Source organism: Flavobacterium sp. N1736 (assembly GCF_025947065.1).
Lineage (GTDB): Bacteria > Bacteroidota > Bacteroidia > Flavobacteriales > Flavobacteriaceae > Flavobacterium.
In genome coordinates, this window is the sequence record NZ_CP109994.1 from 3956837 (window position 1) to 3976534 (window position 19698).

At 32.9% G+C, this 19698-nt stretch carries 16 protein-coding genes; 9 read left to right on the top strand and 7 right to left on the bottom strand.

Translation table 11 applies throughout. The features are described from left to right. The first annotated feature begins 207 nt into the window (after positions 1 to 207). The 9 genes from OLM54_RS16765 (at position 208) to OLM54_RS16805 (ending at position 8572) form a co-directional block, all read left to right on the top strand. A complete protein-coding gene (locus OLM54_RS16765) occupies positions 208 to 1224 on the top strand; it encodes a sugar phosphate nucleotidyltransferase (protein WP_264535718.1) in 1017 nt (338 codons plus the stop codon). Positions 1225 to 1250: 26 nt separating this feature from the next. Then, positions 1251 to 2600, top strand: a complete 1350-nt coding sequence (locus OLM54_RS16770; RefSeq protein ID WP_264538578.1) for a tetratricopeptide repeat protein — start codon at positions 1251 to 1253, stop codon at positions 2598 to 2600. Between the two features lie 14 nt (positions 2601 to 2614). Further along, positions 2615 to 3394: a DUF4292 domain-containing protein gene (locus OLM54_RS16775; protein WP_264535719.1), complete on the top strand. Its 780-nt coding sequence runs from the start codon at positions 2615 to 2617 to the stop codon at positions 3392 to 3394. A 23-nt stretch (positions 3395 to 3417) separates the two neighbouring features. Continuing rightward, positions 3418 to 4671, top strand: coding sequence for a murein hydrolase activator EnvC family protein (locus OLM54_RS16780; RefSeq protein ID WP_264535720.1), 1254 nt, complete (start codon positions 3418 to 3420; stop codon positions 4669 to 4671). 73 nt (positions 4672 to 4744) lie between these two features. Next, positions 4745 to 5137: a 30S ribosome-binding factor RbfA gene (gene rbfA, locus OLM54_RS16785; protein ID WP_264535721.1), complete on the top strand. Its 393-nt coding sequence runs from the start codon at positions 4745 to 4747 to the stop codon at positions 5135 to 5137. Between the two features lies 1 nt (position 5138). Further along, on the top strand, positions 5139 to 6338 hold the full coding sequence (locus tag OLM54_RS16790) for an ABC transporter permease (protein WP_264535722.1): 1200 nt from the start codon (positions 5139 to 5141) through the stop codon (positions 6336 to 6338). Between the two features lie 169 nt (positions 6339 to 6507). Beyond that, positions 6508 to 7935 carry an MATE family efflux transporter gene (locus OLM54_RS16795; protein ID WP_264535723.1) on the top strand — a complete coding sequence of 476 codons (1428 nt, stop codon included), beginning with the start codon at positions 6508 to 6510 and terminating at the stop codon, positions 7933 to 7935. Positions 7936 to 8033: 98 nt separating this feature from the next. After that, positions 8034 to 8291 carry a type II toxin-antitoxin system Phd/YefM family antitoxin gene (locus OLM54_RS16800; RefSeq protein WP_264535724.1) on the top strand — a complete coding sequence of 86 codons (258 nt, stop codon included), beginning with the start codon at positions 8034 to 8036 and terminating at the stop codon, positions 8289 to 8291. A 5-nt stretch (positions 8292 to 8296) separates the two neighbouring features. Continuing rightward, positions 8297 to 8572, top strand: coding sequence for a Txe/YoeB family addiction module toxin (locus OLM54_RS16805; RefSeq protein WP_264535725.1), 276 nt, complete (start codon positions 8297 to 8299; stop codon positions 8570 to 8572). A gap of 45 nt (positions 8573 to 8617) precedes the next feature. Here OLM54_RS16805 and dusB read toward each other — a convergent pair whose 3' ends face one another. The 7 genes from dusB to OLM54_RS16840 form a co-directional block, all read right to left on the bottom strand. Further along, positions 8618 to 9610 (bottom strand): tRNA dihydrouridine synthase DusB, encoded by a 993-nt coding sequence (dusB, locus tag OLM54_RS16810; RefSeq protein ID WP_264535726.1) that lies wholly within the window; start codon positions 9608 to 9610, stop codon positions 8618 to 8620. A gap of 155 nt (positions 9611 to 9765) precedes the next feature. Then, complete coding sequence (locus OLM54_RS16815; protein ID WP_264535727.1) at positions 9766 to 11064, bottom strand: phenylacetate--CoA ligase family protein; 1299 nt, start codon at positions 11062 to 11064, stop codon at positions 9766 to 9768. Next, entirely contained in the window at positions 11061 to 12722 is a 1662-nt protein-coding gene (locus tag OLM54_RS16820; RefSeq protein ID WP_264535728.1) for a C45 family autoproteolytic acyltransferase/hydolase, read from the bottom strand. The genes OLM54_RS16815 and OLM54_RS16820 overlap by 4 nt, the downstream gene beginning before the upstream one ends. Positions 12723 to 12730: 8 nt before the next feature. Beyond that, the gene (locus tag OLM54_RS16825) at positions 12731 to 14248 is read right to left on the bottom strand and encodes a phytoene desaturase family protein (protein WP_264535729.1); all 1518 of its coding nucleotides are present in this window, start codon (positions 14246 to 14248) and stop codon (positions 12731 to 12733) included. A gap of 1 nt (position 14249) precedes the next feature. Then, complete coding sequence (locus tag OLM54_RS16830; protein ID WP_264535730.1) at positions 14250 to 17930, bottom strand: 1-acyl-sn-glycerol-3-phosphate acyltransferase; 3681 nt, start codon at positions 17928 to 17930, stop codon at positions 14250 to 14252. 73 nt (positions 17931 to 18003) lie between these two features. Further along, entirely contained in the window at positions 18004 to 19191 is a 1188-nt protein-coding gene (locus tag OLM54_RS16835) for a DUF2062 domain-containing protein (protein ID WP_264535731.1), read from the bottom strand. Positions 19192 to 19211: 20 nt separating this feature from the next. Next, positions 19212 to 19697, bottom strand: a complete 486-nt coding sequence (locus tag OLM54_RS16840) for a hypothetical protein (protein WP_264535732.1) — start codon at positions 19695 to 19697, stop codon at positions 19212 to 19214. Position 19698 lies beyond the last annotated feature (1 nt).

A 19698-nucleotide genomic window follows, 5' to 3' on the forward strand; every position in this document is an offset into this window, starting at 1 on the left:
AGTTTCAGCGATCAGTTTATAAACTTTGCGGCCTCAAAATAAAGCGAAACTAACTTTGTAATCTTTGTGAAAACCTTTGCGAACTTTGTGGTAAAAATTTTAAGAGAAACAGAAATAAAACCTTAGGATTGCAAACTTTGCTGTAGTATAATTTGAACTAACCAAACTGAAGATTTTTAATCTTCCCATATTTAAAATAATTTCAAAATGAAAATAATCGTTCCAATGGCGGGTCGAGGATCAAGACTTAGGCCACATACATTAACTGTTCCAAAACCATTAATTCCGGTTGCAGGAAAATCTATAGTACATCGTTTAGTTGAAGATATTGCAAAAATATTAAAAGAACCAATCGAAGAAGTGGCTTTTATTTTAGGAGACCCTGCTTTTTTTGGCGATGATCTTGTAGCAAGTTTAGAAGAATTGGCAGGAAGTTTAGGAGCAAAAGCGTCTATTTACCGTCAGGATTTACCTTTAGGAACCGGACATGCCATTATGTGTGCCAAAGAATCTCTATCAGGTCCGGCAGTTATAGCCTATGCAGATACATTAATACGTGCAGATTTTGAATTAGATCCTTCGGCAGATGCTGTGATTTGGGTAAAACAAGTAGATCAGCCGGAAGCATTTGGCGTTGTAAAATTAAACAACAACAATGAAATCGTAGAATTGGTTGAGAAACCAAAAGAATTTGTTAGCGATTTGGCCGTTATCGGAATATACTATTTTAAAGAAGTTGGAGATTTGAAAAAAGAACTTCAGGGCGTTTTGGATAATAATATTCAAAATGGTGGTGAATATCAGATCAATGACGGAATCAAAGCAATGATGGCTAACGGAAAAGTTTTTAAAACCGGAAGCGTAGATGAATGGATGGATTGCGGAAATAAAGATGTAACTGTAGAGACTAATACAAGAATGTTAGGGTTTTTACACAATGATGGTGAGCATTTAGTAGATTATGACGTAACTTTAGAAAACTCAACCATTATTCCGCCTTGTTTTATTGGCGAAAATGTAGTGTTGAAAAATGCAACCGTGGGTCCAAATGTTTCTTTAGGAAAAGGATGTCATGTTATCGACAGTTCAATAAAAAACAGTTTAGTACAAACGTATTCGCAAATAAAAAATGCTAACCTGGACAATGCAATGATTGGAAACCACGTTAGTTATGATGGTAAGTTTACAAGTATTAGCATTGGTGATTATTCTGTTTTAGAATAATACTTTAAAAAGAAATTATGTAAATGATGAAAAAAAGAGTTTTAGTAATTTTAATATTCGCTTTGTTTAGCAATATATTTTCGGTTATGGCACAGACTAATCCGGAAGATATTGCTATGGCAACAGATGAGTATCAGGACTCTTTTTATGAATCATTGAAACAAAAAGGAATTGAAAATTACGATAAAGCGATTGTATCTTTAGAAAAATGTATCAAACTAAAACCTAATGACGCAGTAGCTTATTTTGAATTAGGGAAAAATTATCTGGCATTAAAAGATTATAATAATGCCCAAAGTTCATTTGAAAAAGCGACACAATTAGATCCTAAAAATAAATGGTATTGGTTGGGAATTTACGATGTAAGTTATGAAACCAAAAACTATCCTTTGGCAATCGAAACAATTCAAAAAATTATTCCGTTTGACGAAGAATATAAAGATGATTTAATTTCGTTGTATATGATTTCAAATCAGTACGATAAAGCGCTTGCAACGATTAATGAAATGAACGATAAGTTTGGTAAATCTGAAGATCGTGATCGTTATAAAATGCAAATTTTGTCGCAGGGAAAATATCAAAATTCAGAGGCTTCAAATTTAATTGACAAGATTAAAAAGAATCCAAAAGAAGAATCAAATTATACAGATCTGATTTTTTTGTATTCAAAATCAGAAGAAACAGAAAAAGCGCTGGATGTTGCAAAACAATTAGCAAAAGAAATTCCAACTTCAGAGTGGGCGCAGGTAAGTTTGTTTAAAGGATATTTAGACACTAATCAGTCAGAAAAAGCAATTAATTCGATGAATATAATTTTGGCAAGTTCAAAAATTGATTCAAAAATAAAACATCGCACATTAAATGAATTTTTGATTTATGTGAATAAAAACCCGCAATATGCACCCGCTTTAGAAAAAGCAATTGGTTATTTTGATAATGACCCAAATGTTGATGTTGCGAAAGAAATAGGTAAATTTTATCATAGCAAAAATCAATTTGAAAACGCAATCAGGTATTATGAAAAAGACCTGAAATCAAATTCAGATACAGATCGCGAAACCAATTTGCTTTTGCTTGATGCTTACACACAGGCAAAACAATTTGAACCGATGACAAAAAGAGCGATGACTATGATAGAAGTTTATCCAAGTCAGCCGCAATTTTATTATTATGCAGGATTAGGAAGCAATCAGCTGCAGCAATTTAAAAACGCAAAAACCGTTTTAGAAATGGGATTAGATTATGTGGTTGATGATGTTAAGCTTGAAGCAAATTTTAATATTCAGTTAGGAGAAGCTTATAATGGATTGGGAGATGCCAAGAAAAAAGAGGAATACTTTTTGAAGGCAAATGAATTATTAAAGAAAAAGAAGTAAAAAGAAAATTCAAGATGAAAAGATATATAGTAATTGTATTGGCATCAGTTTTTATGATTTCATGTAAATCAAAAGCAGTTGCAGTACAAAACACAGATACTAACGAAGTTGTTGCAAAAAAGGACAATAAAGTTATAGAAAAACATTACGATAATAAATTAGATTTTAAAACATTATACATAAAAGCAAGTGCAAAATATGTTGATGAAAAACAAAGTCAGAATGTAACAGCCGAAATTAGAATCGAAAAAGACAAACAGATTTTAATAAGTGTTCGTTTTCTTGGCATCACAATGGCAAAAGCATTAATTACGCCAACAACTGTAAGCTATTACGAAAAAATAAACAGTACCTATTATGAAGGAGATTTTACCAGTTTAAGTAAATGGCTGGGAACAGAACTTGATTATAGTAAAGTGCAAAATTTATTGGTTGGAGAAGCTTTAGACGATTTAAGAAAAGGAAAATATACACAAACAATTGTAGAAAACCTGATTCGTTTAGAAGATGAAAAAGACACTCAATTGAAAAAAGCTTTCTTTTTGGAACCTGAAAAATATTTGCTGCAAAAAGAACAAATTACGCAGGCGACAGAAAACATTATGTTAGAGATTAAATATGCTGACAACAAAGTTTTCGATCAGGGAAATCTTCCAACAAGTATCGAAATTAATGCGATACAGCCAAAAGGAAAAACAGACATCAATTTAAATTACAATAATATTTCGTTTAATGAAGAACTTTCTTTCCCTTATAGCGTGCCGGGTGGTTACAAGAAAGTTTTAATTAAGTAAATTTGCAAAAAGAAAAGATAAACATGCCGAAATTTCTCCTCAGCCTAATTTTTATATGTGCCACAACTTTTACGTGGGCACAAGATTCGCAGCAAGAAAAACTTGAACAGCGAAAAGCTCAGATTCAGCAGGAAATTAGAGACAACGAAAAAATGTTGCAATCTGTAAAGAAAAAAGAAAAATCAGCAGTAAATGTGTTTTTAATTCAGGCTAATAAAATTAAACTGAAAGAAAAACTGATTAATACAACAGCAAAACAAGAGAAAATCTTAAATAACGATATGTATATTAACCAGGTTCAGGTTAATAAACTAAAAAAAGAACTTACGGTTCTAAAGGAAGATTATGCTAAAATGATTTTGAAATCATATAAAAGCCGATCTGAACAAAGCAGAGCCATGTTTATTTTATCTTCTGAAAGTTTTCTGCAAGCGTATAAGAGAGCACAATATTTAAAACAATATACCAATTTCAGAAAAAATCAAGGATTAGAAATTCAGTCAAAAACAGCTCAATTACTTGATTTTAATGCAAAATTGGACGGACAAAGACAAGTAAAGAAAAAAATTATTGCTGAAAATCAAAAAGAAAAGCAAAGCTTAGAAATTGAAAAGAAAGAACAGCAAAAACTTGTTAACGAAATTAAAAGAGATAAGAATAAAATTATTGCCGATACAAGAAATAAACAGGCAGAAGCAAAACGTATTGACAGACAAATTGATCGTTTAATTCGTGAAGCTATTGCCGAAGCAAACAGAAAAGCAGCTCTTGAAAAAGCAAAAGATAACCCGGGATCAACAGCATCAACAGCACCGGTTTCATCATCTAAAATTGCATTAACACCCGAAGGTAAAATTTTAGCTGCCGATTTTAAAGCAAACCGTGGAAAATTACCATGGCCGGTAGAAAAAGGATTTATATCGCTGGGATACGGAGATCAGCCACACCCGCTTTATCCATCATTAACCGTACATAACTCCGGAGTTGAAATTACTACAGAACAAGGAGCAACAGCCCGTGCGGTATTTGAAGGAGAAGTTTCGAGCGTTATGGTTTTATCGCCAATTAACAGAGCCGTTATGATTCAGCATGGAGATTATTTTACCGTCTATCAAAACCTGAGTCAGGTATTTGTAAGCAAAGGCGATAAAGTAAGTATCAAGCAAAGTATTGGAAAAGTAAGAACCAGCGGCGATACCGGAAAAACAATTATTAAGTTTTTAATTCTTCAAAATACATCAAATAACAATCCGGAAGGATGGTTACAAAACAGATAAAGAAAAGGGAGCAATTAGCTCCCTTTTTAATATTATAATTTCAATTGAAATTTAAAAATAGTATTTTTGCATTATGGAAACAAATAGACAGAAAAAAATAGGCGGTGTCATCCAGAAAGATCTGGTTGATATTTTGCAAGGTGAAGTGAGAAAAAACGGAATTAGTAATTTGGTAATTTCGGTATCCAAAGTTAGTGTTACTTCAGATTTATCTGTGGCAACGGTTTATTTAAGCATTTTTCCTCAGGACAAAGCACAGGAAACTTTAGACGGAATAAAATCAAATACAACATTAATCAAACACGATTTATCACAACGTGTACGTTTGCAATTGCGCCGCGTACCAAATCTTGTATTCTTTATCGATGACTCTTTAGATTATATCGAAAAAATTGATAACGCTTTATCAAATAGAGAAAACCCAATCGAAAATCGTGATCTTTTAGACAAAAGAAGAAAATCATAAATTGAATTTCCCCCTTTACATAGCCAAACGTTATATTTTTAGCAAAAGTAAAAACAACGCTATTAATATTATCAACCGCATTGCCAGCTTGGGAATTATAGTTGGTACAATGGCTTTGTTTGTGGTTTTATCCGTTTTTAGCGGATTAAAAGTTTTTAGTCTTTCGTTTACAAACGAAATCGATCCTGATTTAAAAATGACAAGTACGCACGGAAAATCATTTTTGATAACACCGGATCAGGACCATCAGATTAAAAAAATTGATGGCGTCGCCTCATACACCAAAATTATCGAAGAACGTGTTTTGTTTTTGTTTAAAGACAAACAACAAGTTACTTATTTAAAAGGAGTTGACAGTCTGTATCCCGTAGTAAACGACATCAATAAAAAACTTTTTAACGGACAATGGATTAAACCAGACACATATCAGGTTGTAGTGGGTTATGGCATTGCCAGAGATTTTTCGATGGGAATATTAGACTTCGAAAATCCGCTGCAAATATTTGCTCCAAAACCCGGAAAAGGAGCTTTTGAAAATCCCGAAGAAGCATTTAATAAAACCGATGTTTTACCGGTTGGAATTTATTCTATAAGTGAAGATTTAGATTCTAAATATGTATTTGCTGACTTAGCTTTAGCGCAGGAATTGTTGATGTACAAACCCAATCAGATTTCAGGTATTGAATTTCATCTAAAAGAAAATGCGGATGAAAACGCAATAAAGGCTCAACTCGGGAATATTTTCAAAAACAAAATCACCGTAAAAAACAGAGCACAATTAAATGAGTCTTTATATAAAATGCTCAATACAGAAAATATAGTAGTCTATCTAATTTTTACATTAGTGATTATTGTAGCACTTTTTAATTTGGTTGGAGCACTAATTATGATGATTTTAGAGAAAAAAGGAAATCTTAAAACCCTTTTTAATTTAGGAACTGAAATCAATAATCTTCGAAAAATATTTTTACTTCAGGGAACATTATTAAGTGTATTTGGCGGTTTAATTGGTTTGGTTCTGGGTATTATTTTAGTGCTTTTACAACAACGATATGAACTAATTATGATCACCCCAACATTAGCATATCCGGTTGTTTTTAATCTCGAAAATGTTTTGATTGTTATGACAACCATTGTTTCACTTGGTTTTGTATCATCATTAATTGCCAGCAGTCGTGTGAGTAAAAACTTATTAGATTAATATTTCTTCCTAAAAAATATTACTTATATTTATCGCCGTAAAAACTACAGCATATGATTGTTTCTGCCTAATCCTATTTATCTTTCGAATAATTAGGGTACTTACGCTTATTTCTCCCGAGTTTAGATTAACGAATCTGAGCTAATTTTATCATTTATCCTAACAAATCATGACAGAAACTACAATAAAGAAAAGTTTATTTTCTAAAATTTTCACCACATTAAGACAAGCAATCAAAGGAGATGAATCTTTTGATTATACTGCCGGAAGTATCAAAAAAGCAGTCATTTTATTAGCCATTCCCATGGTTTTAGAAATGATGATGGAATCCGTTTTTGCTTTGGTCGATTTATATTTCGTCGGACATTTAGAACACAGCAGTTTTGCCATTCAAACCGTTGGTTTAACAGAATCTGTTTTAACAATTATATATTCCCTGGCAATTGGAATGAGCATGGCGGCAACAGCGGTTGTTGCGAGACGTATTGGAGAAAAAGATCCAATCGCTGCAGCAAAAGCCGGAATGCAGGCTATTATTATTGCATTTGCAGTAAATAGTGTAATGAGTATTTTGGGTGTTATTTATGCCAAAGATATTCTCCTGTTGATGGGAGCATCTGTTGATGCCGCTGAACACGGTTATCGATTTACACAAATCATGATTGGCTCAAGCTTATGCATCATGCTTTTATTTTTGATTAACGGAATATTTCGTGGAGCAGGAAACGCAGCCATTGCAATGAAAAGCTTGTGGATTGCTAATATTTGCAACATTATTTTATGTCCGATATTGATTAATGGTCTAGGACCAATTCCTGCTTTTGGATTAACAGGCGCCGCTTTGGCAACTACTTTAGGAAGAAGTATTGGAGTATTGTATCAGGTATATCATTTGTTTTCCGGAAACGGAATTTTAAAAATTAAAATAGCTTATTTCGCCCCTGATTTTAAACAAATAAAAGCATTAGTAAAAATTGCCGCTCCGGGAATTTTACAATTTGTAATTGCATCCTGCAGCTGGATATTTTTAGCACAATTAGTAGCAACAACAGGAGGCGATCACGGTTCTGCAGGTTATCAAACGGCGTTAAGAATTATGATGTTTTTCATTCTTCCGGCTTGGGGATTAAGTAATGCCGCCGCAACTCTGGTTGGGCAAAATTTAGGAGCAAAGCAAATCGACCGTGCCGAAAAATCTGTTTTTACAACAGCTAAATATAATGTGATTTTCATGGCAACAATTATGATAATTACACTGTGTTTTGGAAAATATATTATCTCGTTTTTCACGAATGACGAACTGGTAAAAACAGTAGCCGTTGAAGCGCTGCAAATTATGAGTGTTGGATTTATTTTCTACGGAATCGGAATGGTTTTAATCAATACATTCAACGGAGCAGGCGATACCTGGACTCCAACCGGAATTAATTTTTTCGGATTTTGGCTGTTTCAAATTCCGCTCGCATTTATATTGGCCAAACATTTTAATATGGGACCAACAGGTGTTTTCATTGCAATTCCGGTTGCAGAAACCGCTATTACTTTGGCGGGAATTTTCTTTTATAAAAGAGGAAAGTGGAAACGTATTCAAGTTTAAATTTCAATAAAAAAGACCTTCAATTTTGAAGGTCTTTTTTATTAAAATTATTTTGTACCTTTGAACGTACAAATAAAAGTACGCTATAAATTTAAAAAATGAAAGCAATAACAATATCAACATTAAGAAAAAATATTAAAAACTATTTTGATGAAGTATCTGAATCATCAGAAATAATTGTTGTTCCGAGAAATACAGAGGAAGATGCAATTGTAATAATATCTATGAAAGAATACAACTCGATATTAGAAACGCAACATTTATTATCAACTAAAGCAAATAGAAAGAGACTTTCAGAATCTATAGAGCAAATGGAAAATGGAAAACTTACCACATATAATTTAGATGAACTTTAGATTTTATGGATATTTGTTTTACAAAAAATGGTTGGGAAGAGTTTGAATTTTGGATTGAAAATGACACAGACACAGCGATAAAAATAAAAGAATTAATTAAATCAATTAGAGAAAATCCATTTAAGGGAATTGGGAAACCAGAACCTTTGCGTCATGATTTAAAAAGTTTTTGGTCCCGAAGAATTAACGGAGAACATCGTTTAGTTTATAAAGTTTCAGGAGCTAAAGGTGTTGACCAAAAATGTGTAATATTGCAATGTAGATTTCATTATGATGATTAATTTACACAAAAAAGACCTTCAAATTTGAAGGTCTTTTTTTTATATTTAAACAAATTCGTATCCTGCATAAACCTGTTCGATTTCTTTCATAATTGCAAAAAGATTTTCAGGTTCATCAGTCGTAACTAATTTTTGTTTGTATTCTTTAAACGAATGAATTCCTTTAAAATAATTGGTATAATGACGACGCATTTCAACAATTCCCAAGCGTTCACCTTTCCATTCCATCGACCACATTAAATGATTTCTGGCGGCTTCTACGCGATCAATAACGGTCGGTGCAGGCAAATGTTCTCCCGTTTTAAAAAAATGTTTAATTTCATTAAAAATCCACGGATAACCAATTGCGGCACGGCCAATCATGATTCCGTCAATACCGTATTCGTTTTTATATTTTAATGCCTTTTCAGGGCTGTCGATATCGCCATTTCCAAAAATAGGCATTGTAATTCTGGGATTGTTTTTTACACGTGCAATATGCGACCAATCGGCGTGACCTTTATACATTTGTGCACGGGTTCTGGCGTGAATTGTTAAAGCCTGAACACCAATATCCTGAAGCCTTTCAGCAACTTCATCAATATTAATAGAGCTTTCATCCCAACCCAAACGTGTTTTTACCGTTACAGGCAAATCAGTACTTCTGATAACCGCTTTTGTCAAACGCACCATCAAATCGACATCTTTCAAAACTCCGGCACCGGCACCTTTGCAAACTACTTTTTTTACCGGACAACCAAAATTAATATCAACCAAATCCGGTTTTACAGTAGAAACAATTTTAGACGAAAGCGCCATTGCTTCCTCATCTCCTCCAAAAATCTGAATTCCGACCGGACGTTCGTAATCAAAAATATCCAACTTCATTCTACTTTTGATTGCATCACGAATCAATCCTTCCGATGAAATAAATTCAGAATACATTAAGTCAGCGCCATGTGTTTTGCATAATCTGCGAAACGGCGGATCGCTAACATCTTCCATCGGTGCGAGTAATAAGGGAAATTCAGGTAATTCTATGTTGCCAATCTTGACCATCTTCAATATTTTGTGCAAAATTACAACATTTAGTTCAATTTGTACCAAATTGAGGTTCAAAGGTTCAGAGCAACAATCCCGAAGTCTCGGGACAAAGTTTTTTATCAGATTTTCACAAAACGTTTGTCCCTCTAAACCTTTGCAACTTTGTACCTTTATTGAACTCTATAATCAAAAAAGCGAATTGGTTTTCTGCTCATCGGATTAAAAACTAAAGGATTTAATATTTCTTTTGGAGCAAATTCTATTTTTGGAGTTACTCTTAATTTCGCTCTGAAATGGTCTTTTATTTCCTGTAAAAATTCAGGAGTCTGATTTTTTGAAGCGATTTTTATCAGGATTTCATCCGTTCCTAAATCATTGGTAGAAATCTCAATAATATGATTTTCGATGTTATCAAAATCAGTCAAAACATCATTCATCGCCGGCGGATAAAGCGTTGTACCTTTATATTTAATCATTTGTTTTTTACGGCCAACAACCGGACCAACACGTACCGTATTTCTTCCGCAAGCACAAGGTTCATTGTGTAATTGTACAATATCTCCGGTTTTAAAACGTAATAAAGGCATAGCTTCAATACCTAAAGTGGTAAAAGTTAATTCACCGATTTCACCATTTTTTACCGGATTATTTTCTTCGTCTAAAACTTCGATAATAATTAATTCCGGATGATGATGACCACCAATTCCGTGTTCACATTCTGTAAAAGCAGTACTCATTTCTGTAGAAGCATACGTCGAAAACAACTTAATATTCCACTTCTCAGTAATTTTTTTAGATAAAGTATTCATCGAAAAATCCTGATTTCTTAACGATTCACCAATACAAATTGCTCCTTTTATACTCGAATTATTATAATCGATTCCATGAATTTCAGCGTATTCAATTAATTTCAATAAAAAAGAAGGAACCGTAATTAAGTACGAAGGTTTGTATTTTAAAATAGAATCCCATTGTAATTCCGGAATTCCGGCGCCAACACGAATAACACCAACCTGTAATTTTCGCAAACCTAAAAAGTAAGCCAGACCAGCCATAAATTTTCGGTCAATTGTAGTCATTAATTGCACCACATCGCCTTCGGCAATTCCGGCGCAGGCAAATGAAATAGCTTCGTTATAAGCAAGTCGATCAAGATCAGAATCGGTTAAACCAAAAGTAACCGGATCGCCTAAAGTTCCTGAAGTCGAGGCATAATCAATAATTTTATGTTGCGGAACACATACAAAATCATCATTATATTGTTGTAAATCTTCTTTTGTAGTAACAGGTAAATGCTGTAAATCGTCAAGTGTTTTAACTTTTGAAACATCAATATTTTGTCCGGCAAAAAGGCGTTTGTAAAAAGGAGAATTTTGACTGATATAAGTTAAAAGCTCCGTTAATTTCTGCTCTTGAAAATTTTTAATTTGTTCTAAAGAATCCTTTTCTATTGTTGGAATCGTGTTCATTTTCTTTTGAGTTTTTTTAAATATTTTTCAATTGCTTCTTTTTCAGGAACAGTTGTAATTTCTTTGGTTAATGCTTTTTCGAAATTGTTTTGTGCAAACTGAAAGTATTTCTGTTCGTAAAAGTACAATCCCGCTTTATAATATACAACCCAATAATCAGGGTTTAAAGATTGGTAATTCTGAATAAATTCGAAAGAAATTTTCGCTTTATTTTTCAAATACAAATCCATTTTACGATCTTCAATTTTAAACTTCTGATAGTTTGAAAAAGCCGCACTTTCTATAAAAGGATCTCTGGCAATATTAAGGTTTTCTTCTTCCATAGAAACAGCCGGAGCAGTTTTTCTTTCCTTAAAAATCGAATCTAAATTATAACAGACAAATTCGCCCAATTGATACGGATTTGCAGAAACCCAAACTAATTTTTCTTTCGGTTTAAAAATAATTCCGTGATGTGCCATTAATTGGTTTAACGCTTTTTCGTTGCCATAACCCAAAGCAATATCATGTAAACCTTCTGTATTTCGCAATATTTTTGAAGCAATTTCAGGATTAATTTTTGGGTTTTCACTAAAAAGTTCCTGCATTCTGTCATAGCGATATTTCGAATGACTATTTGCAATTTGCAATTGATTACGTTCATCATTTTTAAAAGCGTCACTTTGAAAATGATTCGAACAAATTAACTGATTACTGTTTGGAACATCAAAGACATCCATTTTTTTAGGCGAAACTTCAATCAAAACAGCTTTATTATCCTTTGCGCTTCCAACCATAATAGATTCTGAAACAAATACTTCCCTTTTTTTTGCAATGGTAATTGCTTCATCAATATTTTGGGCATGCTGCAAAATCTCACGGGTTAATATCGAAATAGGAGTTTTTGCAACGATCGGAATTTTCGATTTTCCGGCATTAATCGTTACCGTTAAACCTTCCTTATTCATTCCGGAAACGGTACCAATCATTCCGGGCCAGGTAACCATCATAAACGGATAACCTTCTTTCGGATTTATAAACGCAGTTATCTTATTTTCTGCGAAAGCATCGTTAACATAAAAATCAAAATTTCGACCTAAAATTAAATCTCCATTTTCAGATTTTTCGCCCCATGCAGCAAAAGAAGAACAGCCAACTAAAGCCAAATCCTGCAAAGCGTGCCCAATATCGTGCGCGCCGTGCAAATATAAACTGCGTTGAAATTGTGGTGCAATATTGTCAAAATTGGGAGACGTGTATTGCGAAATGCCATAAATTTCGGTTTGGTATTCTTCCGGAACATTCAGGTATAATTTTCGATTGTACCATTTTAGAAAATTACGAAGCAGATTTTGTTGAAATCTTGACGGAACAATATCTTCAACTCTGGAGAAAAATATTTGTTCCTGCTTTTTTAAAAGAGAATCGGATAATGCTCCCGTTGCAAGTCCAATTTCTAAAGGATCACCTTCAACATATAATTCCCAAAGACCTTGTTTATTTTTTAATAAAGAGTTTTTTCCCGAAGTAAAAAGCTCCGGAGATTGTTTTATTACGATTGGTTTTTGTGCATCATAATGAGCAATATCAGGCAAATGACGCATTGATTTTGATGTACCGCAAGAAACAAATATCAATATAAATACTATAAAGAATAGAAGTAAACTTTGCTTTTTCATATCGCTATTTATTCAGAGGCTTTGTTAATTTTAGTGACCAGATATTCTTTTCCAAGAATTTCAGAACAAGTTACAACTGCACCAATTGTTACGCCCAAAACACCGTGCATATTAATGCTTTGTCCTGTAAGATAGAGATTGTCTAATTTTGTTTTTGACGGAATTAATGTTTTCATCGGGTTCGCAGCATCTTTTACATAACCGTACATATTGCCGTTTGTGCCGCCAATATAATCACGATACGATAGCGGCGTAGATGTATGAATAGATTGAATACAATCTTTAATTCCCGGAAATTTTATCTCGATTTCATCTAAAAATTTTGCAACTTTTCTCGATTTAAATTCTTCATAACTTTCTCCACGATCGTTTTTTTCGACAGTTGTATTAAAGGTATTCGCCCAAAGACTAACATCGTCGTATTTCATGTAGGTTATAAAAGTCATTCCTTCTGCCCATTCTTCCTGTTTTTTTGAAGCATTCATTGATGCCATAAAAGCCTTTGGCCAGTTGGTTTCATCATAATCATGGCAAGTCCAGACATCATCGGCTTTCTTAAAATGATAATGGTTATGATTGATATATTTGAACGTTTCCGGTTTAAAAACAATATACAAGCTAAAGGCGGAAATGACACCTTCAAGACTTTGAACACGGCTAAAAAATGATTTTCTAAAATGTTCTTCACCTACCATTTTCAAGGTAGTTTTTGGTTCAATATTAGAAATGAAATAAGAGCCCGAAACCTGAGTTCCGTCTTTCATTTCAACACAAGTTACTTTATTATCTTCAACATTAAATTTGACAACTTCTTTGTATTTATAAAATTCGCCACCATACTTTTTAAGCTGTTTTAAAAGCTGTTTTGTAATCTGACTTCCGCCATTAATGCAACGCCACGAACTCTGAATATAAGAGTTTACCGAAAGGGCATGAACGTAAAAAGGCGATTTATCAGGAATACCTGCGTATAAAAAATTAGAACCCGCCAAAACGGCTTTTAATTTTTCATTTTTGGTACATTCTTCAATCGTTTCTTTTGCATTTAAAGCCAGGATTTCATTATCATATTTCCCCTCCCATTTTAAATTGTACAGCGGAAAAGAGTCACAGATAACTTTTATTTTATCGCAATAATTTTCAATATTTTCTTTTTCATCGGGAAAAAAAACACCCAGCTGATTGACAAAATTATCGTAACCCTGCGCATGCGGATATTCGTTTTTATCATCGCCAAAAGAGATAATATCAAAGCCATTCTCATCCATTTTTTTTAAATTCAAATGGTCGATAATATCCAGATATTTAAAATATTTATACAAATTTTGTCCTTCACTTAAACCTCCGATGTAATGAATTCCGGTGTCAAAAATGGTTTTATCACGCACAAAAGTTTGCAGATTTCCACCGTATTGATTGTTTTTTTCGAGCACACAAACGCTATATCCTTCCTTTGCCAGAATAATTGCCGAGACCAAACCGCCTAAACCGCTGCCCACAATTATGACATCATACTGCTCTTTCATTTTAATTTTTCTTTAATATAATTAACGCGTTTTCTTCTAAAATAGAATCAAAACCAAAGTTAATCAATGTGTTTTTTAAACCCGGATTATCAATTAAAATAATACATGAAGCTGCAGCAATACTATTTTCAAGATCAATTTTGTACTCTTTATCAGAAATTAAAACAGCATCGTATTGATTTTCTAACAGAGATTCAAGGTTTTCTAAATACGTTATTTTTCTTTTTCTAACAATATAATTGATTTTGGCAACGTCCTGTTTTTCCTTGTCAATGTTGTACGAATATATTTTTCTTTGCGGTTCCTGCAAGGTTAACAATAAATCGAGCTGACCATAATCATTTGATATATGTAAAATTTTAGCTTTCGCCGAAAGATGTTTGTTTAAATGATGATATGTTTCTAATTGATTTTCTAAATTGTTTTTGACACTTTTTATAATTTCAATTTCCTTATAATCATAACTATGCAAAAGCATTTTTTTGAAATAAGAAGGACCCTCAAATTCCTGACGAATCTTATGATATTCATTTTTAAAAAACGAACTTAACAGCTTGGTTCTTTCCGCATAATTTTTTCCAAAAGAAAAATTATTTGGCGCAATTCTTTCTAAAATAGAAACCGTAAGATAACTATGGTGAATGACAAAATCGCCTTTCGGAATTGCTTCTGAAGCACCGTGAATAACTACAGGAATTATATCCAAATTAAATTCTTCGGCAAGATAAAAAGCACCTTTATGAAAACGCTTAATCTGATTACTTTCTGAACGGGTTCCTTCAGGAAAAATCATCAGTGAATATCCTTCGTTTACTTTTTGACGCAAATGTTCAACGCCGCCTTCAATTCCTTCAGAAACCGGATAAAAACCTGCCTTTCTTACCGTTCCGCCAAAAATAGGAGAGTTGTAAACCCAGTCGCTCACTAAAAATATTATTTTCGGGCTCAACATTCCCATTGCCAGAATATCTATAAACGACGAATGGTTGGCAATAATTATCGCTGGTTTTTCGAAAGTTTCATTAAATTTATTAATGACTTTTTTATGAATAAAAGGATTTGAATATAATACCGATTTCATGAATTTTGAAATCACATATCGAAATCCTTTCATTTTTGTTTTTTCATTTATTGGAATAATCGGCATAATTGTCATGCTGAAAATCGACATTAAAATACCGCCCATTCCGTAATAAAAAAACGAAATTACACCGTGAATAAAAGTGCGTAAAACAAAAGGAGGATTTCCTTTTTTTGATCGGTTTGAAATAAATAATTTAAAGAGAATCGGGTAGAAAATAAAGGTAATAATCAGCGCTGCAAAAACTCCAATTAAAGAAACAGATGAAATAGAACGCAATGCCGGATGCTTTGCAAAAATCATCGCGCCAATTCCCAGAATCGTAGTGATAACGGCCAAAATTATCGAAGTTCTGTAAATCGCAATCTCATTCTTTCCGTTCGTATATTCTTTTTGAAGCGCACTTGTCATAAAAATGCTAAAATCGACACCGTGACCAAAAATCAACGTGCACACAATCATGCTGAAAATATTCATTTGAATGCCAAAAATGCCCATAATTCCTGCCGTAACAATTCCGGTTAAAGCAATTGGAATACAGCTAACAATAACCAATTCAATTCTGCGGAAAAAGAAAAACAAAATCAAAATTACGGCAACAAACGAATAATTAACCAGCGAATTAAAATCAGTTTTTAAACTGCTGAAAAACGTTTCGTTCATTTGCTGACGGTCGATGGCAATACTATTATTTTTGGCTGCAGCCGATTTTATAAACGAATCACGCTGCTGTGGAGTAACTTTTACTAATGTCGAAATGGTATAAAAACCATTTTTTTCGGTTACAAATTCTTTTAATTGTAAAGCCTGAATTTTTAAATAATCTTGTGCCGAAACAGGTTTGAAATCAAAATTTAAATGATCAAAAAATGCGCTGTACGTTGTAGGTTTGAATCCTAATTTTGAACCTTCGGCAATTAATTCTGATTTTAAAATTTGTTTTTTATTGTTGTTCCAAAACGAATTCCATTGTTCGATCTTTTGTTTTTGCGCTTTCTGCGAAAGCATAATTCCTCCAACGGAACTGAAATTTAAAATTTGGTTACGTTGTTTATCTTTAGATAAATCGGTAAAAAGCTGTGTATTATGCTGCAAAACTTCTTCCATGCTATTTCCATAAGAAGCAACATAAATTGTTTTTGAAGTTAAACTCGTGCTTTCTTCAAGATCTTTTTCTGCGGATTTAATTTCTTTCGGAACAAAATTTAATTGCGACAAATCGTTATTGAACCCAACATTATTATACGTAAAACAGCAAATAATGGTAATAAGAACGCAAAAGCCAATTAAGAATTTATTGTTATGAAATGAAAAATGAGCCAGTTTATCGATCACATTTTTCTTATGATCAAAATTATTTTCTTTCGGTTTGTACAAATGTGGAACTATCAAAAGAGAGAAAAAAGCCGAAGCCATGACAATTACCGCAGCAAAAATACCTAAGTCGTTTAAGGCATCAGATTTTACAAAAAGCAAACATAAAAATGCAACAGCCGTTGTAGAACTGCTCATAATTACGGGCATCGTTATATCTTTATAAAGCGTTTTTACGTCACTGTTATGTTTGTAATGTGTTAGAATATGAATCGAATAATCGATCGTGATTCCTAATAAAATAGAACCAATTCCGAGAGAAATAGCTGAAATGGTTTCTTTTACAAAATATAAAAAAGCAACAGCAAACAAAGCGCCAAATACAGTTGGAAGAAAAATAATGAGCGGAATGAAAATCTTTCGATAAAATAAAATTAAAATCAACATCAGCGTAAACATGGCAATTGATGTCGTTAAAATAATATCGCTTTTAATTTGATTGGCATTTGCAACCGCAATTAATGCTGAACCAAAATAACTAATGGAAGTTTTAGTTTTAAATTGCTGATTTAAATTATCCTGAATCGATTTTAGTTTAGCAGCAAAAATGGTGTTTTTTTCTGTTTCGCTGGATGGAAGATTTGACGTAAGAAATAGTAATAATTTCTTTTTGTCTTTCGTCATTACAAAACCATTGTCGAGTGTAAAATCGTCTCCGATATTTAATTGCTGTAATTTTTTTAATGCGATAAAAGAAATTCCAAGCGGATCCTGCAGAATAAAATCTTTGGTTATAAAACCCGATGGCGAAATAATAGATTTGTAATTTCCCTGAACTGTTGCCGCAATACTATCTTTTTGAAGTTTATTTTCGATCGCAGCATAATCGTTATGATCTAAAAAAAGAGGTAAATTTTGATAAACAAAATCGATGGTTTCCTGAATGTTTTCTTCATCAATTTTTCCCTGAATTCCGGTTATGTAAGGTTTGCAGGATTTGGCAACACTGTCCGAAAACACGCTTGCCATTTCTTTCAAATCTTCATCGCTTCCGTTTTTTTCAAGTTTAAAAATAACGGTAATCTTATCGGCAAAATTAAGTTGTTTTAACACTTTTGCCGTAACATCTGCCTTATCGTTTGTTGGAATAAGTTTGGTAATATCTTCTTCAAATTTAATTTGGGAAGCAAAAAAACCAAAGGTAAAAAGCATCAAAATAGCCAGAAAAACCGACAAGGATTTTCTTCGGTTTACAAATAAATGAATGGCGTAGAAATAGTGATGCATGGTATTGTTTTTTTTTCCGCCACGAATTTCACGAATTAATTGTGTTGATTAGTGAAATTCGCGGCAAAAACTTTTACTTAATATTCGGTTTATTTTTAGAACTAAAAATGGTTAAAAGTAAGTAACTTAAAAGTCCGGATGATAGCGCTAAAACGGATGCTAAAATAAGACTTCCGACGATATATTGTGTAGCATTTTTTTGAATATCGTCAAGCGTAATTGAACTATCTAAAATTAATGGAGCGTCGCCAGATACAAAAAAGCTTCCCATTTTTAGTGAACCGTAGATAACAAAAGGGATAAAAGGAGGAAAGCTCACGTTTGATGCCATATAGGCAATGACTTTATTGAGCTTAAAAATGGTAGCAAAAAATAACAGCAAAATCGTCTGAAATCCCCAAAATGGCGAAATTCCTATAAAAACGCCCAAAGCAATTGCAGCAGATTTTTTAAAATTAGAATCGCCGCTTTCTAAAATATCTTCAAGAAAGAATTTTTTAAAACCTTTTTTTTTTGCTTTCCGAAAAAAGTTTCTTGGTTTAATGTAAAGCAAAGCATTTAAAACCAAAACAGTATTTAAGATACTAATTCTGGTAAAATCCTTAAATGGACGAAAATGCGAAACACGTTCTGCAGGATCGTATAAAATCTCGATAGGAATATTTTTTACCACAATTCCTTTCCATGCAGATCGCACAATTACTTCAATTTCGAATTCAAATTTGTTGGTATAAAATCGCTTCGGAAGTAATTGCAACGGATACAATCTAAAACCGGATTGTGTGTCGTCAAGTTTAATTCCCGTTTCGAACTGAAACCAGAAATTAGAAAATTTATTTCCAAAACTGCTTTTCTTCGGTACATTTTCCTGCGTCATATTACGGCTTCCAATCAATAGAGAATTTGGTTCTCTTTGAATTTCAGCAATAAAATTTGGAATATCAGCAGCAAAATGCTGTCCGTCAGAATCGATCGTAATGGCATATTCAAAATTCATTTCGATTGCTTTTCGAAACCCATTTCGTAACGCCCTTCCTTTTCCTATATTTTTAGGATGGTGAATTTGCGTGAATTGCGAATATTGTTTTAAAATTTCACTTGTTTCATCAGTCGATCCATCATTAACAATAATGATGTTTTGAGTGAAATCTACAATAGAATCCAATACTCTTTTTAATGTTTTTTGATTATTGTAAGTTGGCACAATAACACAAAAATGAGTAGAACTAAGCAATTCCTGCTGAGATAAAATTGGTTGCATGAGGGGATTTTTTTCTTTGCCTACTTCACAAATTGCTTCTCTTTTTCAGAGAAACTTTTCGATTGTAAAACAAAGTCTTTTAAATATTCCTTCAAAGCACCGCTTTGCTCAGCATAATGTGTGGTAATGAATTTTTTATCTTCTTTAATATTTTTTTTGTATCCTGTAATTCCGGGAACATCTTCCTGAATACTCAATCGGATCATTCTGATTTCGATATTGTTTGGATCGCTTTTTATGGTCGCTTCAAGAAGTTTTGCACCTTCTTTAAAACGTGAAATTTTACTTCCGATAAGGCTTTCAAATTTAGAATCAACCAAGATTGAAGCCGCTTTGTAAGCCACTAGAATTTTCTCGTCGTTATTTGAAATTACGGAAAGTTTTTCTGTAAATTCTTTAGCGTTTGCTTCTGATTTTGCCACATCAGGATATATTTTTCTAATAGCAGCCAAGTCTGGAGTTGTGGTAAAATTTACCAACAATAATAATGTCAATAGTAATTTCATA